Genomic DNA, 17,001 nt, shown 5'->3' on the forward strand with positions numbered 1-17,001 from the left:
CCCCGCGCCGACAGTCGAGTTACCGACGCGCACCCAGCGGTCGGTAACTCAACTGTCGGCGGGAAGTCGGCTGTCGGCGGGAACTCGGCTGTCGGCGGGAACTCGGCTGTCGGCGGAAAGTCGGCTGTCGGCGGGAAGTCGACTGTCGGCGCGGAGGGGACGGTCAGGGGGCCAGGACCGTGAGGTCGGGGACGACGGCGTCGGCGCCGGCCTCGGTGAGCGTCTCGGCGTCGAGGCTGGTCGTCACGCCGATCGCGAGCCCGACCCCGGCGGCACGCACGGAGGCGAGGCCGGCCACGGAGTCCTCGGCGGCGAGACAGTCGGCCGGGTCCACGCCCAGCCGCTGCGCCCCGAGGAGGAACGGGTCCGGCGCCGGCTTGCCCACCGGGGTGTCCTCCGCGGTGACGAGCCGCACACCGAGATCGGCGACGCCGAGCAGCTCGAGCGCCTCTTCGGCCCAGCTGCGGAACGCGGACGTCACGAGCGACACGGGCAGGCCCTGCTCACGCCAGTCCCGGATGGCCTCGGCCGCGCCCGCGACGGCGACGGGCGGGTGCGTGAGGGGGTCGGTCATCGCGATGACCGCGTCGGTGAGGGCGACGGGGTCCTCCCCGGCCCACGGTCCCTCGATCGCCGCGAAGGACTCCCGGCCGCGCCGGCCCATGAACTGCCGCACGACGGCGTCGGGCACCTCCCAGCCGCGGGAGGCGAAGTAGGCGGCGAAGGCGGCCCGCTGCATGGGCTCGGAGTCGACGAGCGTGCCGTCGAGGTCGAGGAGCACGGCGGCCCCGGGCCGGCGCAGGAACGCGCCGGCCCGGAACCGTAGCTCGTGGGTGGGGGTCACTCCCACGCGAAGAGCTCGTCGCCGGCGGCGACCTGGGCCCCCGGCTCGACGGCGAGCGTGAGCGACTCCTGCTTGCCCTCGAGGGCGACGACGGGGCTGACGGGCGAGCGCCCACCGGCCCTGACCTCGGCCGGGTTCCAGCTGACCAGCCGCTGGCCCGCGGTCACCGTGTCCTTCTCCTGGGCGTGGAGCGTGAAGCCCTCCCCCTCGAGCTGGACGGTGTCCAGACCGAGGTGGACGAGCACCCCGCGACCCTGCTCGGTCACGAGGACGAAGGCGTGCGGGTGGAGCTTGGCCACGGTGCCGTCGACGGGCGCGACGACGTGGACCTCACCCTCGCCGTCGGGCTCGATCGCGATGCCCGGACCCACGATCGCCCCCGCGAAGACGGGGTCGGGGACGTCGGTCATCGCGACGACGGTGCCGTCGACGGGCGCGAGGACCCGCAGGCTCACCGAAGGTCCTCGATGTCCTCGACGATGTTGTCCGCCTCGGGGCCCACGACGACCTGCACGGCCGTGCCCTGCTGGACGACGCCGAAGGCGCCCGCCGCACGCAGCGCGGCCTCGTCGACCTTGCTCGAGTCCTCGACCTCGACACGGATACGGGTGATGCACGCCTCGAGGTCGACGATGTTCCCGTCGCCGCCGAGGGCCGCGAGGATGGACTCTGCCTTGCTCATGTTCTGCTCCTCATCCACGGCCGCGGCCGCTGGTCGGTGACGGACGGCGCCGTCTCGTACCGAAACCTTAACTGGTCCAGACGTGCTCGGCGTGACGGGCCTACGCGTCGTCGGCGCGCCTCCACGTCTCCTCGCTCAGCTCACCGAGCAGCGCGTCGAGCTCGGGCCCGACGACGACCTGGACGACGTTGCCGCGCTGGACCGAGCCGTGGGCCCCCGCGGCGCGCAGCGCGGCGGCGTCGACCTGCCCCGGGTCCTCGACCTCGACACGCAGCCGCGTGACGCAGGGCTCGATCTCGCGGATGTTCTCGACGCCGCCGAGTCCGGCGAGGATCGCGTGGATGTCCTTCACGCCAGTCCTTCCTCACGTGGGGAGTGCCCGCTCGCCGTCGCCTCGAGAGGGCGGCGGGAGGGGACGAGTGTCGGTCCGGGGGCGCTGACCGGCACCCAGAGGGTGTAGCGGTCGGCGCGGTAGATCGAGACGGCGTAGTCGACGGCGAGGTCGCCGCTGAAGGTCCGACGGCGGATCTGCAGGCCCGCCGTCGCCTCGGTCAGGCCCAGGTGCCCGGCGACCTCCGCCTCGAGGAGGACCGCCTCGATGACGTCCTCGCCCCACGTGGGCGCGAGGCCGCGGGCGGTCAGTGCGTCGTAGACGCTGGGTGCGGGTTCGGTCCCGAGCAGCTCGGGGGCGAGCATGGCGGGGACCCAGTTCTCCTCCACCGCCATCGGCAGCCCGTCGGCCAGCCGCAGGCGCCGCAGGTAGTGGACCTCCGCGCCGGGAGGGAGGTCGAGCGCGTCGGCGATGTGCGGCGGCGCGGGCACGCTCTCGGCGGCCAGCACCCGCAGCGAGGGCTCCATGCCGCGCCGGCGCATCTCCTCCGGGAAGGACACGAGCCGCAGCTGGAGGTCGACCTTCGGCTGGGCGACGAAGGTGCCCCGGCCCTGGACCCGCTCGAGGAGCCCCTCGACGACCAGCGCGTCGACCGCCTGGCGCACCGTCATGCGCGACACCCCGAACTGCTCGCACAGCTCACGCTCGGAGGGGATCGCCTGACCGACACCCAGCCCGTCGTCGATGAGGGCCCGCAGATGGTCGCGGACGGTGAGGTACTTCAATGCTCCACCCTCCCGTCACCGAACCGTGACCGATGCACCCGCGGCCACGCCCGGGTGATGCTTGACACGCACGATCATATGGCGGTCTAGTATGCGCAACTGGTCCAGACATCCTGCACGGGACGTTCACACCAGCCTGCCCGGCCGGTACCTCCGGGCCGGACCACCACGCGACGGTCCTCCACCGTTGCCCTCGACGAGGAGCCTGACGTGACAGCAGCCACCGCCGGCGCGGCCCCGGCCAAGAAGGAAAAGAAGCCGATCCCCGGCTTCGCCCAGCTTCAGCGTGTGGGCCGTTCCCTCATGCTGCCCATCGCCTCCCTGCCGGCCGCCGCGCTCCTGCTGCGCCTCGGCCAGCCTGACATGCTCGGCGCCGACGGCGTGGCCGGTTGGTCGGGCATGGGGTGGATGGAGCCCGTCGCCGCCGTCATCGGTGCGGCCGGTGACGCGCTGTTCGCCAACCTGCCCCTCCTGTTCGCCGTCGGTGTCGCCGTCGGCTTCGCCCGCAAGTCCGACGGCTCGACGGCCCTGGCCGCCGTCATCGGCTACCTCGTCCTCACGCGGGTCCTCGGCGCCATCGCCCCGATGACCGCGCCCTGGGGCGGGACCTTCGGTGTGGAGGCGGACAGCGGGACGGTCGCCGCGGACAGCGGGGAGCCGATCCTCACGCACACCATCAACTACGGGGTCCTCGGCGGCATCATCATCGGCATCATCGCCGCGGTGCTCTACCAGAAGTACTACCGGATCAAGCTGCCCACGTACCTCGCGTTCTTCGGCGGGCGCCGCTTCGTCCCGATCATCACGGCGGTCACGGCCATCGTCCTCGGCGTGGTCCTCGCCTTCATCTACCCGGTCTTCGACACCGTCATCACCGGTTTCGGCAACTGGGTGACCGACCCGGGCAACTCGGTGCTCGGCGGCTTCGTCTTCGGTACGGTCAACCGCCTGCTCATCCCCTTCGGGCTGCACCACCTGCTCAACAACCTGCCGTGGTTCCAGTTCGGCTCGTTCGAGACCGCCAGCGGCGAGGTCGTCAACGGCGACATCGCCCGGTTCCTCAACGGCGACCCGACCGCCGGCGTCTTCATGACCGGCTTCTTCCCGATCATGATGTTCGCCCTCCCGGCCGCGGCGCTCGCCATCTGGCACACCGCCAAGCCGGCCCGCCGCAAGATCACCGGCGGCATCATGGTGTCGGTCGCCTTCACGGCCTTCCTCACCGGCATCACCGAGCCGCTCGAGTTCGCCTTCGCCTACGTCGCCTTCCCGCTGTACGTCGTGCACGCGCTGCTCACCGGTAGCTCGCTGGCCCTGATGAACTTGCTCGAGTACCGCAGCGGCTTCGGCTTCTCGGCGGGTGCGATCGACTTCCTGCTCAACTTCCGCATCGCCGAGCAGCCGCTGATGATCATCGTCTTCGGTCTGATCTACGCGGTCATCTACTACTTCCTCTTCCGCTTCGCCATCACGAAGTTCAACCTCAAGACCCCCGGTCGCGAGGACGACACCGTGGACGGCGTGCCCACCCCGTCGGTCTTCGACGAGGCGCAGGAGGCCGCCGCCGTCTCCACCGGCAAGCGCGCCGCCGAGGAGGAGGCCGCGGGCGAGGGCCGCAAGCGCTAGCACCCACCGCGCCCGCAGAGCAGTCCTGCGGGCATGACGTGAGGGCCCGGCACCGCGAGGTGCCGGGCCCTCACGCGTTCCGCTCCGGGTCACACCGCCCGGGTGGGACCGGGGCTGTGCTCAGTCGTCGATCTCGAACCGCAGAATCTCACCGGCCCCGGCCAGGACGCTCTTGTTCGACAGGTACACCGTGTCCCGGTCGACGGCCAGGCCGCCGGGTGCGAAGAGCAGCGGGCCGCCGGCCTCGTCGGTGAGCGGCTCGCCTGCGTCGTCGACGAACAGCTCGTGCTTCTCGTCCGGGTCGTCCTCCGGGACGAGGTAGAGGGCGCCGGTCCAGTCGCCCTCCGTGAACGCGTAGAGGAGCGAGCGGCGGGTGATCTGCAGGACGAGCAGGTCGCCGTCGTCGGTGAACGCGAGGTCGATGATGTGGGTGAAGCCATCGGCGTAGACCTCGGGGTCCCTGCCGGGCACCCAGCGCCAGACCGTTGCGGCGCCCTCACCGAACGGCGCGCCGGTCAGCTGACCGATGTAGTAGGCGCCGTCCGGCCCGCGCACGACGGCGTTCGGCACCGCCTGCGCCGGCGCCTGCGCGGCGCCGTCCCCACCGGCCGGTGGCGGCACGGTGACGAGCTCGTCCGGGAAGACGTACTCGGCCTCGACCGAGCCGTCCCTGCGGACCTTGAGCAGCGCGTTGGCACCCGCGTCGGCGACCACGTGACCGCGCCGGCCCGACACCAGGGCGTACGGGTTCGTGTCGACCGTCCCGCCCGCGGGGTTCTCCTCGGCCTCGAAGTCGCCGAGGTCGGCGACCTCGCGGAGCGTGCCGCGCCGCAGGTCGACCCGATTGAGCGTGGCGAGCTGCTCGGCACCGTCGGCGTCCGCCAGGACGGTCTCCCGCAGGGCCGGGTCGCCGCCGAGCCCGACCGTCGCGAACAGCCGACCGCGGCGGTCGAGCGAGACGTCGGTGACCCCGATCGCGTTGCCGCCGCCCGGGGAGGCGAGCGACGGGAGCCCGTCGACCACCGTGCGGAAGCGTGTGACCGGGTGGCCGTGCCGATGCCGGCGGTGTGTGTCGAGCCGGCCGATGGCGCCGGTGTCGCCGAGACATGTCAGGCCCTCCGGGCCCGGGAAGCAGGGCAGGCCGAGGGCGGCGGCCTCCTCGGCCGTCATCCCGGCCGTCGCGGCGTCGTGCCCTCGCCCGGACAGCGCGACGTAGAGGACGCCGTCGCGGCCGGCGACCAGGCCGCGCGGGTTGTCGAGACCGGACGCGACGGTCCGGAGGTCGTCGATCTCGTAGCCGTGGCCGTGCCCATGACCGTGGCCGTGTCCACCGCCGTAGCGGGCGGAGTCCGCCGTGCTCGTGGTGACACCGAGCAGGGGGACGAGGAGCAGTGCCGCCGTCGAGCCGGCGACCAGGAGTCGAGTTCTGCGCACAGGACACCTCCTACCGCCGGTCGACCCGGGCTGGCGGGCCGGGTTCGGGTCTGGAGGACAGGGGGCTCGCGTCAACGCGGCCTGCGGTGCCCGTCAACGTACGCCGCTCCCCGGCGCTGGTCAACGGTCCCGGTCGGGGAGGTGCCGCGTCGCGCCGGCGGACGGGCGCGGCCCGGCTCACCCGCCGCGCTCGTTGCGGACCACGCACCACCCTCCGGACAGGGGGCGTCAGTCGCGGAGGGACTCCTCCACGACGGCGACGAGGGAGCGCAGGCGGGCGATGTCGGACAGGTCCTCGACGAGGACCACCTTCTCCGAGCCGTCCGCCAGCGGCAGCTTCCAGTTCGGGTACTGGGTGTCTGTCCCCGGCTGGTTCTGGGCGCGCCGCTCCCCCACGGCGTCGACGAGCGCGACGCCCACGAGCCGCGACGGCGTGCGGGCGACGTAGGCGTGCAGCGCCTCGACGAGCTGACGCTCGGTAGGGCTGTCGGGCAGCAGCCCGTACTCCCGCAGCCGGGCGACCATCTTCTCCCGCTCGCGCCGCGCCTCGGCACGGACGACGGGCACGGGGTCGGTGAGCAGGCCGAGGCGCTCGCGCAGGTCGACGTGCTCCTCGGCGAGGTAGCCCGCCGTCGGCGGCAGGTCGTGGGTGTTGACGGTGGCGAGCACGAGCTCGCGGTACTCCTCCGGACGCAGCGGTCCGCCGTCGTCGTCCTTCTCGAACCACAGCACGGAGGTGCCGAGGACGCCGCGGGACGCGAGGTAGTCGCGCACCCACGGCTCGACGGTACCGAGGTCCTCACCGATGACGACGGCGCCCACGCGCTGCGCCTCGAGAAGCAGCACGCCGACCATCGCCTCGTGGTCGTAACGCACGTAGCAGCCCTCGTCGGCGCCGTGGCCGTCGGGGATCCACCACAGGCGGAACAGTCCGAGGATGTGGTCCATGCGCAGCGCGCCGGCGTGCCGGAGCACGGTGCGGAGCATGTCGCGGAAGGGCGCGTAGCCGGACCGCGCGAGCGCGTCGGGCCGCATGGGCGGCTGGGACCAGTTCTGCCCCTGCTGGTTGTACATGTCCGGCGGGGCCCCGACGCCGATACCGCGGGCCAGGACGTCGCCCATGCTCCACGCGTCCGCGCCGCTCGGGTGCACCCCGACGGCGAGGTCGTGCATGATGCCCATCGCCATGCCCGCCTCGCGGGCGGCGCGCTGGGCGGTGTCGAGCTGGGTGTCGGCCACCCACTGGAGCCACACGTAGTAGTCGACGCGGTCCGCGAGCTCCACGCGGGCGCGGTACACGGCCGGCGAGGAGACGTCGTCGAGCTCGGCGGGCCACTGCTGCCCCTCGTACTTCTCGCTGAGCGCGCACCACAGCGCGAAGTCCTCCAGCCCCTGCCCCTCCTCGGCGCGGAAGGCGTCGAGCTGACGCTGGCGCGCCGGGGAGCGACCCGCCTTGTGAATGACCTCGAGGGCCTGGCGCTTGGCCGCCCACGCGGCGTCGCGGTCGATGGGGCTCGGGTCGGTGGCCGCGGCGCGGACCTCCTCGGCGGCCCACTCCACCAGGGCACGCTGCGGCCCCGGCAGGTAGGCGCACTCCCGGATGTCCTCGGGACGGATGTAGAGCGGGTTGTGGAACCGGCGGGTGACCGGCAGGTACGGCGAGGGCGTCATCGGGCCGACCGGCTCGGCGGCGTGGAGCGGGTTGATGAGGAGGAAGTCGGCCCCCTGCTGCCCGAAGAAGCTGCCGAGCTCGGCGAGGTCGGCGAGGTCACCGACGCCCCAGGACGTGCGCGAGCGCACGGAGTACAGCTGGGCCATGAGGCCCCAGGCGCGCTCGGGGACGTCGGTGGGGACGCCGAGCACGTCCGGGGTCACCGCCAGGGTGCACCGGACCGGCTCCTGCCCCTCGACGACGGCGACGAGCTCGTGCCAGCCCAGCGGCAGGTCGGCCGGCACGCCGAAGGTCGCACGGCCGGTGCGCACGCCGTCGACGTCGCGGGGGTCCACCCACACGGGCAGCTGCTCGAGCACCCGTTCGCCGCCGTCCTCGAGGGCCACGTGGACCGTCACCGTGCTGCCGTGGGGCAGGTGCACCGGCACCTGCTCCGCGCTGCCCTGCCGCACGACGAGGCTGGGCGGCAGCACCGAGCGCCACGGCGCGAGCTCGACGGCGACGAGCGCCTCCTCGACGTCGTCCTCGCTCTCGACGGCGACGCCCAGCGCCGCCAGGACCGCCCGGATCGTGCTGGCGGGGACGGTCCGGTGGTTGCCGGTGTAGTCCCAGAAGTCCGTCGCCACCCCGTACGCCGCTGCCAGTCGCTGGAGGGCCTCGCTCGGGAGCCCGGCGTCCTGCTCGGACGGCGATGTGGTGTTCACGTGCTCTGTCGCTCCTCGGCTCGCGGTCATGGCTGCCTCAGCACCCAGGTCTCCGCGTGATCTTGCCAGACCTGCCCGGCCCCGGCGCGAGCGGGCGGTGCCTGCTCGGGCCCGCCGGACGATAGGGTCGACGGGCAGCGGCCCGGCGCGGGTGACCGCAGGGCGGCGCCACGAGGGGCCCCCGACTCGCCGGACCGACACGAGCAGCGCTGGTCAGGGCGCACAATAGGCACAGCATGGCACCACGTGACGGGAGCACCCACTTGAGCACTGAGCACGCACGCCGCACCAACGTCCGCGGCATCGGCGTCAGCCCCGGTCGGGCCGCGGGCCCGGTAGCCCAGCTCGCCGGTGCCGTCCCCGCTCCCTCCCCGCACGAACGGCTCGCCGCAGGCGACGACGTCGAGGCGTCCGCCGCCTCCGTGGCCGAGCACGCGGCGACGGTCGCCGAGGGGCTGAGCACCGCAGCGGAGAGCGCCGAGGGCGAGGCCGCGGAGATCCTCGCGACCACCGCCCAGATGGCCGCCGACCCCACGCTCGTCCAGTCCGCCCAGGCGAAGGTCCGCGAGGAGGGCAAGACGCCCGCGCTGGCCGTGTGGGAGGCCGCCGACGCCGTCGCCGAGCAGCTCAGCGCCCTCGGCGGGTACATGGCCGAGCGGGCACGGGACGTGCGTGACGTGCGCGACCGCGTCGTGGCGAGCCTCCTCGGTGTGCCGATGCCGGGCATCCCGCAGCTCGATGACCCCTTCGTCCTCGTCGCCCTCGACCTCGCCCCGGCCGACACCGCGCTGCTCGACCCGAGCAAGGTCCGCGCGATCGTCACCGCCGAGGGCGGACCGACCTCGCACACCGCGATCCTCGCCCGCTCGCTCGGCATCCCTGCCGTCGTCGGGGCGCCGGACGCCCTGGAGGTCCTCGAGGAGGGCCGCACCGTCCTCGTCGACGGAGCCGCCGGCACCGCCGTCCTGGACCCCAGCGCGGAGGACGTCGCCGCCGCCGAGGCGCTCGCCTCCCACGTGCGCACCTTCGACGGCGAGGGCCGTACCAGCGACGGCCACCGGGTCAACCTGCTCGCCAACGTCGGGGAGCCCGCCGGCGCCGCCAAGGCCGCCGCCGCCGGCGCCGAGGGCGTGGGCCTGTTCCGCACCGAGTTCTGCTTCCTCGACCGCGCCGAGGAGCCCACCGTCGCCGAGCAGGTCAAGGCCTACCGCACCGTGCTGGCCGCCTTCCCCGGCAAGAAGGTCGTCGTGCGCACGCTCGACGCCGGCGCGGACAAGCCGATGCCCTTCCTCACCGACACCGCCGAGCCGAACCCGGCCCTCGGCGTGCGCGGCCTGCGGACCTCCTGGCGCAACCCCCGGATCCTGGACAACCAGCTGACCGCCATCGCCGAGGCGGCGGCCGCCGAGAGCGCCGACGTGTGGGTGATGGCGCCGATGGTCGCCACCGTGGACGAGACCGAGGAGTTCGTCGCCGCCTGTGCCAAGCACGGGCTGACCACCGCGGGCGTCATGGTCGAGGTGCCCAGCGCGGCCCTCATGTCCGGGCCCATCCTCGCCCGGGCCGCCTTCGCGTCGATCGGCACCAACGACCTCACCCAGTACACGATGGCCGCCGACCGCCTCCTCGGCTCGCTCGCCTCCCTCTCCGACGCCTTCCACCCGGCCGTGCTCCGGATGATCGAGGAGACGTGCCGCGGCGGCGCCCAGCAGAGCCGGCCGGTGGGTGTGTGCGGCGAGGCGGCCGCGGACCCGGCCACCGCCGTCGTCCTCGTCGGCCTGGGCGTGTCCTCCCTGTCGATGTCTCCGCGCTCCCTGCCGGACGTCGCCGCCGTGCTCGCGGCCACGTCCCTGCAGCGCTGCCAGGAGCTCGCCCAGCTCGCGCTCGGAGCGGAGTCCGCCGAGCAGGCCCGCGCCCTCGTGCGCGGCCAGCTGCCCGTCCTCGACGAGCTCGGCCTGTGACGGCGAGCCCCGACGAGGTCACCGCGTACCAGGCGCTCGGCGGCCGGGCGACCTTCGAGCGCCTCGTCCGCCGCTTCTACGAGGGCGTGCGCACCGACGACGTCCTCGCCCCGATGTACCCGGAGGACGACGTCGAGGGCGCCGTCGAGCGCCTGACGATGTTCCTCGAGCAGTACTGGGGTGGCCCGACGACGTACTCCGAGACCCGCGGCCACCCGCGGCTGCGGATGCGGCACGCCGCCTACCGCGTCGGCCCGCTGGCCCGGGACCGCTGGCTCCAGCACATGCGCGCGGGCGTCGACGAGCTCGGCCTGCCCGAGGACCTCGAGACGATGCTGTGGACCTACCTCGAGCGGGCCGCGTTCTCGCTCGTCAACACGATGGAGGAGCCGTGACCGTGGCCGACGCCGATGAGCGGAGCGAGGCGCTGACCTCGGTCCTGGAGCTCCTGCGCCTGGAGCGGACCGGGCACGACAGCTGCACGGGCACCTCCCTGGAGCACCTGAGCGGTCGCGTCTACGGCGGTCAGGTGCTCGCACAGTCCCTCATCGCGGCCGCCGAGACGGTCGCCGACGCCGGGCTGCCCGCGGAGCGGCTGCCCCACTCCGTGCACGGCTACTTCCTGCGCCCGGGCAAGCTCGACCGGCCGATCACCTTCGAGGTCGAGCGCATGCGCGACGGCGGCTCCTTCAGCGCCCGCCGCACCCACGCGATCCAGGACGGCGAGCCGATCCTCTCGATGATCACCTCCTTCCAGGAGAAGCAGCCGGGCCTCGACCACGCCGAGGAGCCGCCCGAGGTGCCCGGCCCCGAGGGCCTGGAGAGCTCGGCGGACCTCTTCTCCCGCTACGACCACCCGGCCGCGAAGTTCTACGCCCGCACCGGGGCCTTCGACATCCGTCACGTCGAGGGCTCGATCTACGTGCCGCGCGGCCGTTCCCCGCTGAGCCGGCAGGCGCTGTGGATGCGCTCCCGTGGCCGGGTGGAGGCCGACCAGCTGACCCACCGGGCGCTGCTCGCCTACGCCTGCGACCAGGTGATGCTCGAGCCGGTGCTGCGGCGCCACGAGCTCGTGTGGACCTCCCCCGGCCTGTCGGTCGCGAGCCTGGACCACGCCATGTGGTGGCACCGCGACGTGCGGGTCGACGAGTGGCTGCTCTACGTCCAGGACGCCCCGAGCGCGCAGGGCGGGCGCGGGCTGGGCATCGGGAAGGTCTACAACCGCGCCGGTGAGCTCGTCGCCACCCTTGCCCAGGAAGGCATGATCCGGGTCCCTGCCGGGTCTTGACGCCGGTCGTAGCATGACGGCGTCACTCGCGGTGGGGCGGGCTGAGCACGTCCCTCGTGGTCACCAGCCTGGGGGAGCCTGCCATGAGCGTCGCCGCGCCCGACCCGTCGTCCACCGCCCGCCGACGGCGCCGGACCTGCGGCAGCGCCGTGGCCGCAGCGCTGCTGCTCCCGCTCACGCTGCTCGGCCTCCCGGCCGCCGCGCAGAACGGGCCCGCCACCGCGCCCGGCGGTGGCACCCTGGGGGCCATGGCTCCCGTGGACCCGCCCGCCTCGTCGCCGACGCTCGTGCCCCGTCCCGTCTCGGTCGAGCACGACGCCGACGCCGAGCCGTTCCTCCTCACCCCAGACGCGCGGATCGTCGCGGCCGGTGAGGCGGCGGGCGCCGGTGACTTCCTCGCGAGCGTCCTGCGCCCGTCCACCGGCTACGACCTCCCGGTCGTCGCGGAGGGCGACGACGGCGCCGACATCACGCTGCGGGTCGGGCCGGAGCACGCCGTCGAGGGCTACGAGGACTCCGCCGAGGCGTACACCCTCGTCGCCGGTGGCGACGGCGTGGTCGTCTCGGCGGCGAGCGCCCAGGGCGTGTTCAACGGCGTCCAGACGCTGCGCCAGCTCTTCCCGACGTTCGTCGAGTACGACGAGGTGACGGCGGGTCCGTGGACGGTGCCCGCGGTGAGCGTCCTGGACTCCCCGCGCTTCGAGTACCGCGGCATCATGCTCGACGTCGCGCGCAGCTTCCAGACCGTGGACGAGGTCAAGCAGCTCATCGACTCCCTCGTCCAGCTCAAGGTGAACCACCTGCACCTGCACCTGGCGGACGACCAGGGCTGGCGCATCGAGATCACCAACGAGGGCCGCGTCGAGGGCGACGACATCGACTACACGCGGCTGACCTCGGTCTCCGGCCAGACGGCGATGACCGAGCAGGGGTACCGGGACGAGCCCGGGCGCACCGGCTCCTACACCCAGGAGGACTACGCCGAGATCGTCGCCTACGCGGCCCAGCGGCACGTCGTCGTCGTCCCGGAGATCGACACGCCCGGTCACACGCAGGCGGCCCTCCACGCGATCCCGCAGCTCAACACCGAGGGCGCCGCACCCGAGCCGGACCCGGAGACCGGTGTCCCGCCCGCGCACGGCACCGGCGAGGTCGGCCACTCGACCCTCGACACCCGCAACGAGGTGACGTACACGTTCCTCGAGCACGTGTGGACGCAGATCGCCGGGCTCACCCCCGGGCCCTACCTCCACATCGGCGGCGACGAGTCGCACGTGACCGAGGAGGAGGACTACATCTACTTCATGGACCGGATGATCGACGTCGTCGAGAACCTGGGTAAGGAGCCCTTCGGCTGGAACGAGCTCGCCCTCGCCGACGTCCACGAGGGCAACGTCCTGCAGATGTGGAGCGCGAACACCGCCGGGGCGGCCATCGCCCCCGAGCGGGTCAACGAGAACGGCGCCCGCATGGTCGTCTCCGACGCCCCGCACGCCTACCTCGACCAGCGGTACGACGGCGACGACCCCGAGGACCCGGACGACCCCGTGTCCCCCATCGGGCTGTCGTGGGCGTGCCCGGACGACTGCACCGTCGAGCGGTACTACGACTGGGACCCGCAGGAGCTCTTCCCCGACGTCACCACCGAGGGCTTCCTCGGCGTCGAGGGGCCGCTGTGGTCGGAGACCGTCCGCGGCATCGCCCAGGCGCAGTGGCTCGTGCTCCCGCGGGCAGCGGCGGTCCTCGAGATCGGGTGGACCCCGCGGGAGGACCGCGGCCTGGAGGACTTCCTCGGTCGGCTGGCGACGCTCGGCGGCCGCCTCACCCTCCAGGACCACAACTTCTACGCCACACCCGAGGTCGGGTGGACGGTGGACGCGGCCGGCATCGACCAGCGTCTGGAGGCCCCCGGGGTCGCCGACCTCACGGTCGGTGTCGTGACGGCGCCGGGGACCTCCGCGGAGGACGTCTCGGCGACCGTCGACCTCGGCGACGGGAACGGGCCGGTGGCGGCGACGGTCGTCGCGACCCGCGAGGGGGACGAGCTGACCGTCAACGGGGAGTACCTGGTGGAGCTCGAGCACACCTTCGCCGAGCCGGGCACCTACAGCGCCGTCCTCAGCGTCACCGCGCCCAACGGCACGGCGACGGCGCCGCTCACCGTCACCGTGCTGGGTGAGGAGCCGTCCCCCACGCCGACGCCGACGACGCCGGCTCCCACGCCGACGACGCCCGCGCCCGGGACCGGCGGCGGGCAGCTGCCCCCGACCGGCGCCCCGGTCATGCTCCTGCTGCTCGGTGTCGCCGCGCTCGTCGGGTCCGGCGCGGGTCTCCGGCGGCGCCGTCGCTCGCGCGGTTGAGGCAGCGCCCGGGCGGGACCACCCCGCCCGGGCTGCCTCTCGGCGCGCGAACTCGGCGCGCACCTTCCAAACTTGGGCCCGTGAGGGAAACCAGGTGAGGCTGCGCAAGGTCCGCGTCGACTCCCCCGGTCTGACCCGCCGTCGTGCCGGCAAGGGGTACACGTACCTCGACGCCGACGGCCGGCGGGTGACCGACCCCGACATCGTCGAGCGGTGCCGGTCCCTCGTCATCCCGCCCGCCTGGCGCGACGTGTGGATCTGCCCCGACCCCGCCGGGCACATCCAGGCCGTCGGCATCGACGACGCCGGGCGGCGCCAGTACCTCTACCACGACGTGTGGCGCGCTCGCCGGGAGCGGGCGAAGTACCGGCACGTGCTCGACGTCGCCACGCACCTGCCCGAGGCGCGCGCCCAGGTGGCCGAGCACCTGGCCCTGCCCCGCCTCACCCGCGAGCAGTCGCTGGCGATCGCCTTCCGGCTCCTCGACCGCGGCGCCTTCCGCATCGGCGGGGAGACCTACGCCGCGCGCCACGAGACCTACGGGCTGGCCACGCTGCGCAAGGACCACCTGCGGGTCCGCGCCGACGGCACGCTGAGCTTCCAGTACACGGCGAAGTCCGGGCTGCCCCGCTCCCTGGAGCTGCGCGACCCCGAGCTGACCGGCCCGCTCACCACCCTGCGACGCCGGCGCGGCGGCGGCGTCGAGCTGCTCGCCTACCGCAACGGCAGCCGCTGGGTGGACCTGTCGACGGCGGACATCAACGCCTACCTCAAGGACCTCCTCGGCCCCGACGCGAGCGCCAAGGACTTCCGCACGTGGCGCGGGACGGTGATGGCCGCCGTCCACCTCGCCCGGGCGGAGGACGTCTCGACCGTGCGCAAGCGGCAGGCGGCGGTCCGGGAGGCGGTCAAGCGGGTGGCCGAGGACCTGGGCAACACCCCGGCGGTGAGCCGCGCCTCGTACATCGACCCGCAGGTCGTCGACAGCTTCGAGCGCGGCACCACGATCCCGCCCGACGCGGCGGCGCCCGGTGAGGTCGATGTCCGCACCGGCCTGGCCCCCGCCGAGCAGGCGGTCATCGACCTCCTCTCCTGAGCCCCCCGGGCCCGGCCCCCTGCGGCGGGAGCGCCGGTACGCGGCCGGCCCGCGGCGGGAGGTCAGCGCCTGACCCGGCCTCGCCGGCGGCGGCGGGTCAGGACGACGACGGCCCCGGTGCCGAGGGCGAGCACGAGCAGCCAGGGCACGGCGACCGCACCCGGGACTCCCGACGCCGCGGGCGCGGCGGACCGCGGGTCGGTGCCCGCGCCGTCGTCGTCCGTGACGACGTGGCTCGTGCCGGCAGGCGGGGTGGCGACGGCACCCTCGAGGGCGTCGAGGGCGAGCACGGTGAGTGACGCGGTCCAGCCGAGGGTGGAGACCGCCGCCGGGTTCCCGTCCGGGCCGACCTTCTCCGGGTAGGCGCCCACCTCGGTGCGGTGGGCGTCCATCCACTCGACGACGCGCTCGGCCTTGGTGTCCTGCCCGTCGGCGGCCCAGGCAAGCGCGAAGAACATCGTCTCCGGGGTCCAGGTCATGTCGTCGCCCCAGCGCTCGCCGGGCTGCACCCCGCCGGTGTCCTGGACCAGCGCGTGCCACGTCGTGTCGAGCTCGGCGCGGACGGCCGGGGTGGCGGGGTTGAACGGCGGCACGAGCCAGGTGACGGCGGAGTCCTTGCCGCTGCCCCTGACGACGGTGCGCTGGTACCCGATCGCCCCGAAGGAGAGGTCGATCCCCCGCTGGAGACGGTCGGCGGCGACGAACCAGCGCGCGGCGTCCTCCTCCTGCCCGGCGAGCTCGGCAATGGCGGCGGCGGAGCGCAGGCCCGCCAGCAGCGGCGCGGCCGTACCGAGGTTCGGCGCCGGGTAGTCGCTCTCCCAGTAGTCCGGCCGGGCCGGCGGGATGCCGTTCTCGTCGAGGCTGCCGGCCGCGTAGTCGGCGGCAGCCTGGACGGTCGGGTAGAGCTCGGCGAGTGCTGCGTCCCGGTCGGCGGCGGAGGCGGTCTGGAGGTACTGCCAGGTCGCCCAGGGGACCCAGCCGTTGGCGTCGAGCTGCCAGCCACGGGCGTCCGGCGGGCCGGAGCCGTCGAGCAGGGTGCGGGCCTCCCACGTGCCGTCCGGACGCTGGGTGCTCGCGTTGTACCGCAGGATCCGCAGCGCCTCCTCGGTGAAGCCGGCACGGGCGAAGGCCACCGCGGTGAAGGCCGAGTCCCGCGGCCAGGAGTATCGCCAGATCGTGTGCCACGCCGCGGCGACGGCACCGTTGTCCTGGAGCAGCAGGCGCATGTCGAGGAGCGCCCGCTCGGCCATCTCACGCTCCCGGTCCGTACGCCCGGGTACGTCCCCGGAGGCGAGCCAGGCGCGGCTCTCCTCCACCTGCGCGCGGGCGTCGGGGTGCCCCGCCGGCACGACGACGGGCGCGTCGGCCCCCTCGGGGAGGTAGAGCCAGCTCCCCTCGGCCAGCTCGAGGACGCTGGAGCCGGGGACGAAGCGCGCGCCCGCCGTCTCGAAGGCCGACAGCGCGTAGGGGTCGCCCGGCGTGCCGAGGATGCCGGCGGGCTGCACGTTGAGCTGCTCACCGCCCAGGTGCCGCCAGCAGGAGTTGACGGCCGCGCAGCCGCCGTGGGCGTCGTCGACGTAGAAGGCGAGGTCCCAGCCGGCGTAGCGGGCGGCGGCACCCGCACCCTGCTGTACCCACCCGCCCCAGTGGTCGCGGTCGTAGTTCCAGCTCGGCGGGGTCCCCGGCGCGGCGGACCGCGAGCCCCACCACTCCACGGCGCCGTCGGTGCCGGTGGCCTGGAGGACGAGCGCGTACTCCTCCCCCGGCGTGACCGGGACGCCGCCGAGGTCGAGCTCGAGCCAGCCGCGACCGGTGCCGGCGAGCTCGACCTGCGCCGCGGCGACCTCCGTGCCGGCGTCGGTGGCGTCCGTGCGCACCGAGGCGGTGACCTGTCCGCTCGTGGCGCGGCTGACGAGCCACGCGGCCACGGTGTGCAGCTCCCCGTCCTCCGGGACGAAGGACTGGGCACCCGCGTGGACCGGACCGTGGATCGCGACGTTGGCGTAGGAGTGGTCGAGCTGCGCCGTGTAGCCGCCGGGGGCGGGCGCGGCGGCCCCCGTGAGGGCGAGGGCGGCGCTCGCCACGGCTGCGAGGAGCCTGCCTCTCATCGTCGTCCCTGCTCGTCGTCGTCCCCGGCCACGTACCGGTCCACCCTACGTGGCGCCACCTCTCCGGCGGTGGCCCCGCACGCCGACGGCCCGGCCCCCGGCGCCGAGGA

The 17,001-nt window shown here is 74.0% G+C and carries 14 protein-coding genes; 6 read left to right on the top strand and 8 right to left on the bottom strand.

All coding sequences use genetic code 11. The annotated features are described in order from the left end of the window. Positions 1 to 163: 163 nt before the first annotated feature. The 5 genes from GD632_RS11890 to GD632_RS11910 all read right to left on the bottom strand — a co-directional run bounded on the left by GD632_RS11890 (position 164) and on the right by GD632_RS11910 (position 2,642). The gene (locus GD632_RS11890; protein ID WP_152192431.1) at positions 164 to 850 is read right to left on the bottom strand and encodes an HAD family hydrolase; all 687 of its coding nucleotides are present in this window, start codon (positions 848 to 850) and stop codon (positions 164 to 166) included. Then, entirely contained in the window at positions 841 to 1,299 is a 459-nt protein-coding gene (locus tag GD632_RS11895; protein ID WP_152192432.1) for a PTS sugar transporter subunit IIA, read from the bottom strand. The genes GD632_RS11890 and GD632_RS11895 overlap by 10 nt, the downstream gene beginning before the upstream one ends. Beyond that, a complete protein-coding gene (locus GD632_RS11900) occupies positions 1,296 to 1,526 on the bottom strand; it encodes a PTS glucose/sucrose transporter subunit IIB (RefSeq protein WP_152192433.1) in 231 nt (76 codons plus the stop codon). Before GD632_RS11900 ends, GD632_RS11895 begins: the two co-directional genes overlap by 4 nt. A gap of 100 nt (positions 1,527 to 1,626) precedes the next feature. Then, the gene (locus GD632_RS11905; RefSeq protein WP_152192434.1) at positions 1,627 to 1,878 is read right to left on the bottom strand and encodes a glucose PTS transporter subunit EIIB; all 252 of its coding nucleotides are present in this window, start codon (positions 1,876 to 1,878) and stop codon (positions 1,627 to 1,629) included. Then, positions 1,875 to 2,642, bottom strand: coding sequence for a GntR family transcriptional regulator (locus GD632_RS11910; RefSeq protein ID WP_152192435.1), 768 nt, complete (start codon positions 2,640 to 2,642; stop codon positions 1,875 to 1,877). The genes GD632_RS11905 and GD632_RS11910 overlap by 4 nt, the downstream gene beginning before the upstream one ends. A gap of 210 nt (positions 2,643 to 2,852) precedes the next feature. Between GD632_RS11910 and GD632_RS11915 the strand changes: the two genes are divergently transcribed. Continuing rightward, entirely contained in the window at positions 2,853 to 4,268 is a 1,416-nt protein-coding gene (locus GD632_RS11915; RefSeq protein WP_226924832.1) for a PTS transporter subunit EIIC, read from the top strand. Between the two features lie 120 nt (positions 4,269 to 4,388). On the opposite strand, the gene GD632_RS11920 is transcribed toward GD632_RS11915, so the two are convergent. Both GD632_RS11920 and malQ read right to left on the bottom strand, forming a co-directional pair. Further along, complete coding sequence (locus tag GD632_RS11920; protein WP_193311461.1) at positions 4,389 to 5,702, bottom strand: ScyD/ScyE family protein; 1,314 nt, start codon at positions 5,700 to 5,702, stop codon at positions 4,389 to 4,391. Between the two features lie 228 nt (positions 5,703 to 5,930). Next, a complete protein-coding gene (gene malQ / locus GD632_RS11925; protein WP_152192437.1) occupies positions 5,931 to 8,108 on the bottom strand; it encodes a 4-alpha-glucanotransferase in 2,178 nt (725 codons plus the stop codon). A 233-nt stretch (positions 8,109 to 8,341) separates the two neighbouring features. Here malQ and ptsP point away from each other — a divergent pair, with 233 nt between their 5' ends. The 5 genes from ptsP (at position 8,342) to GD632_RS11950 (ending at position 14,783) form a co-directional block, all read left to right on the top strand. After that, entirely contained in the window at positions 8,342 to 10,039 is a 1,698-nt protein-coding gene (gene ptsP, locus GD632_RS11930; protein ID WP_226924833.1) for a phosphoenolpyruvate--protein phosphotransferase, read from the top strand. Continuing rightward, positions 10,036 to 10,434, top strand: coding sequence for a globin (locus GD632_RS11935; RefSeq protein ID WP_152192439.1), 399 nt, complete (start codon positions 10,036 to 10,038; stop codon positions 10,432 to 10,434). Before ptsP ends, GD632_RS11935 begins: the two co-directional genes overlap by 4 nt. Before the next feature lie 2 nt (positions 10,435 to 10,436). Beyond that, positions 10,437 to 11,327 (top strand): acyl-CoA thioesterase, encoded by an 891-nt coding sequence (locus GD632_RS11940; RefSeq protein ID WP_226924834.1) that lies wholly within the window; start codon positions 10,437 to 10,439, stop codon positions 11,325 to 11,327. A gap of 83 nt (positions 11,328 to 11,410) precedes the next feature. After that, a complete protein-coding gene (locus GD632_RS11945) occupies positions 11,411 to 13,687 on the top strand; it encodes a family 20 glycosylhydrolase (protein ID WP_152192441.1) in 2,277 nt (758 codons plus the stop codon). 94 nt (positions 13,688 to 13,781) lie between these two features. Beyond that, a complete protein-coding gene (locus GD632_RS11950; RefSeq protein ID WP_152192442.1) occupies positions 13,782 to 14,783 on the top strand; it encodes a DNA topoisomerase IB in 1,002 nt (333 codons plus the stop codon). A gap of 62 nt (positions 14,784 to 14,845) precedes the next feature. On the opposite strand, the gene GD632_RS11955 is transcribed toward GD632_RS11950, so the two are convergent. Continuing rightward, positions 14,846 to 16,891 carry a glycoside hydrolase family 15 protein gene (locus GD632_RS11955; protein ID WP_152192443.1) on the bottom strand — a complete coding sequence of 682 codons (2,046 nt, stop codon included), beginning with the start codon at positions 16,889 to 16,891 and terminating at the stop codon, positions 14,846 to 14,848. Positions 16,892 to 17,001: the final 110 nt, after the last annotated feature.

The organism is Georgenia satyanarayanai (assembly GCF_009193135.1).
GTDB classification, from domain to species: Bacteria; Actinomycetota; Actinomycetes; order Actinomycetales; family Actinomycetaceae; genus Oceanitalea; species Oceanitalea satyanarayanai.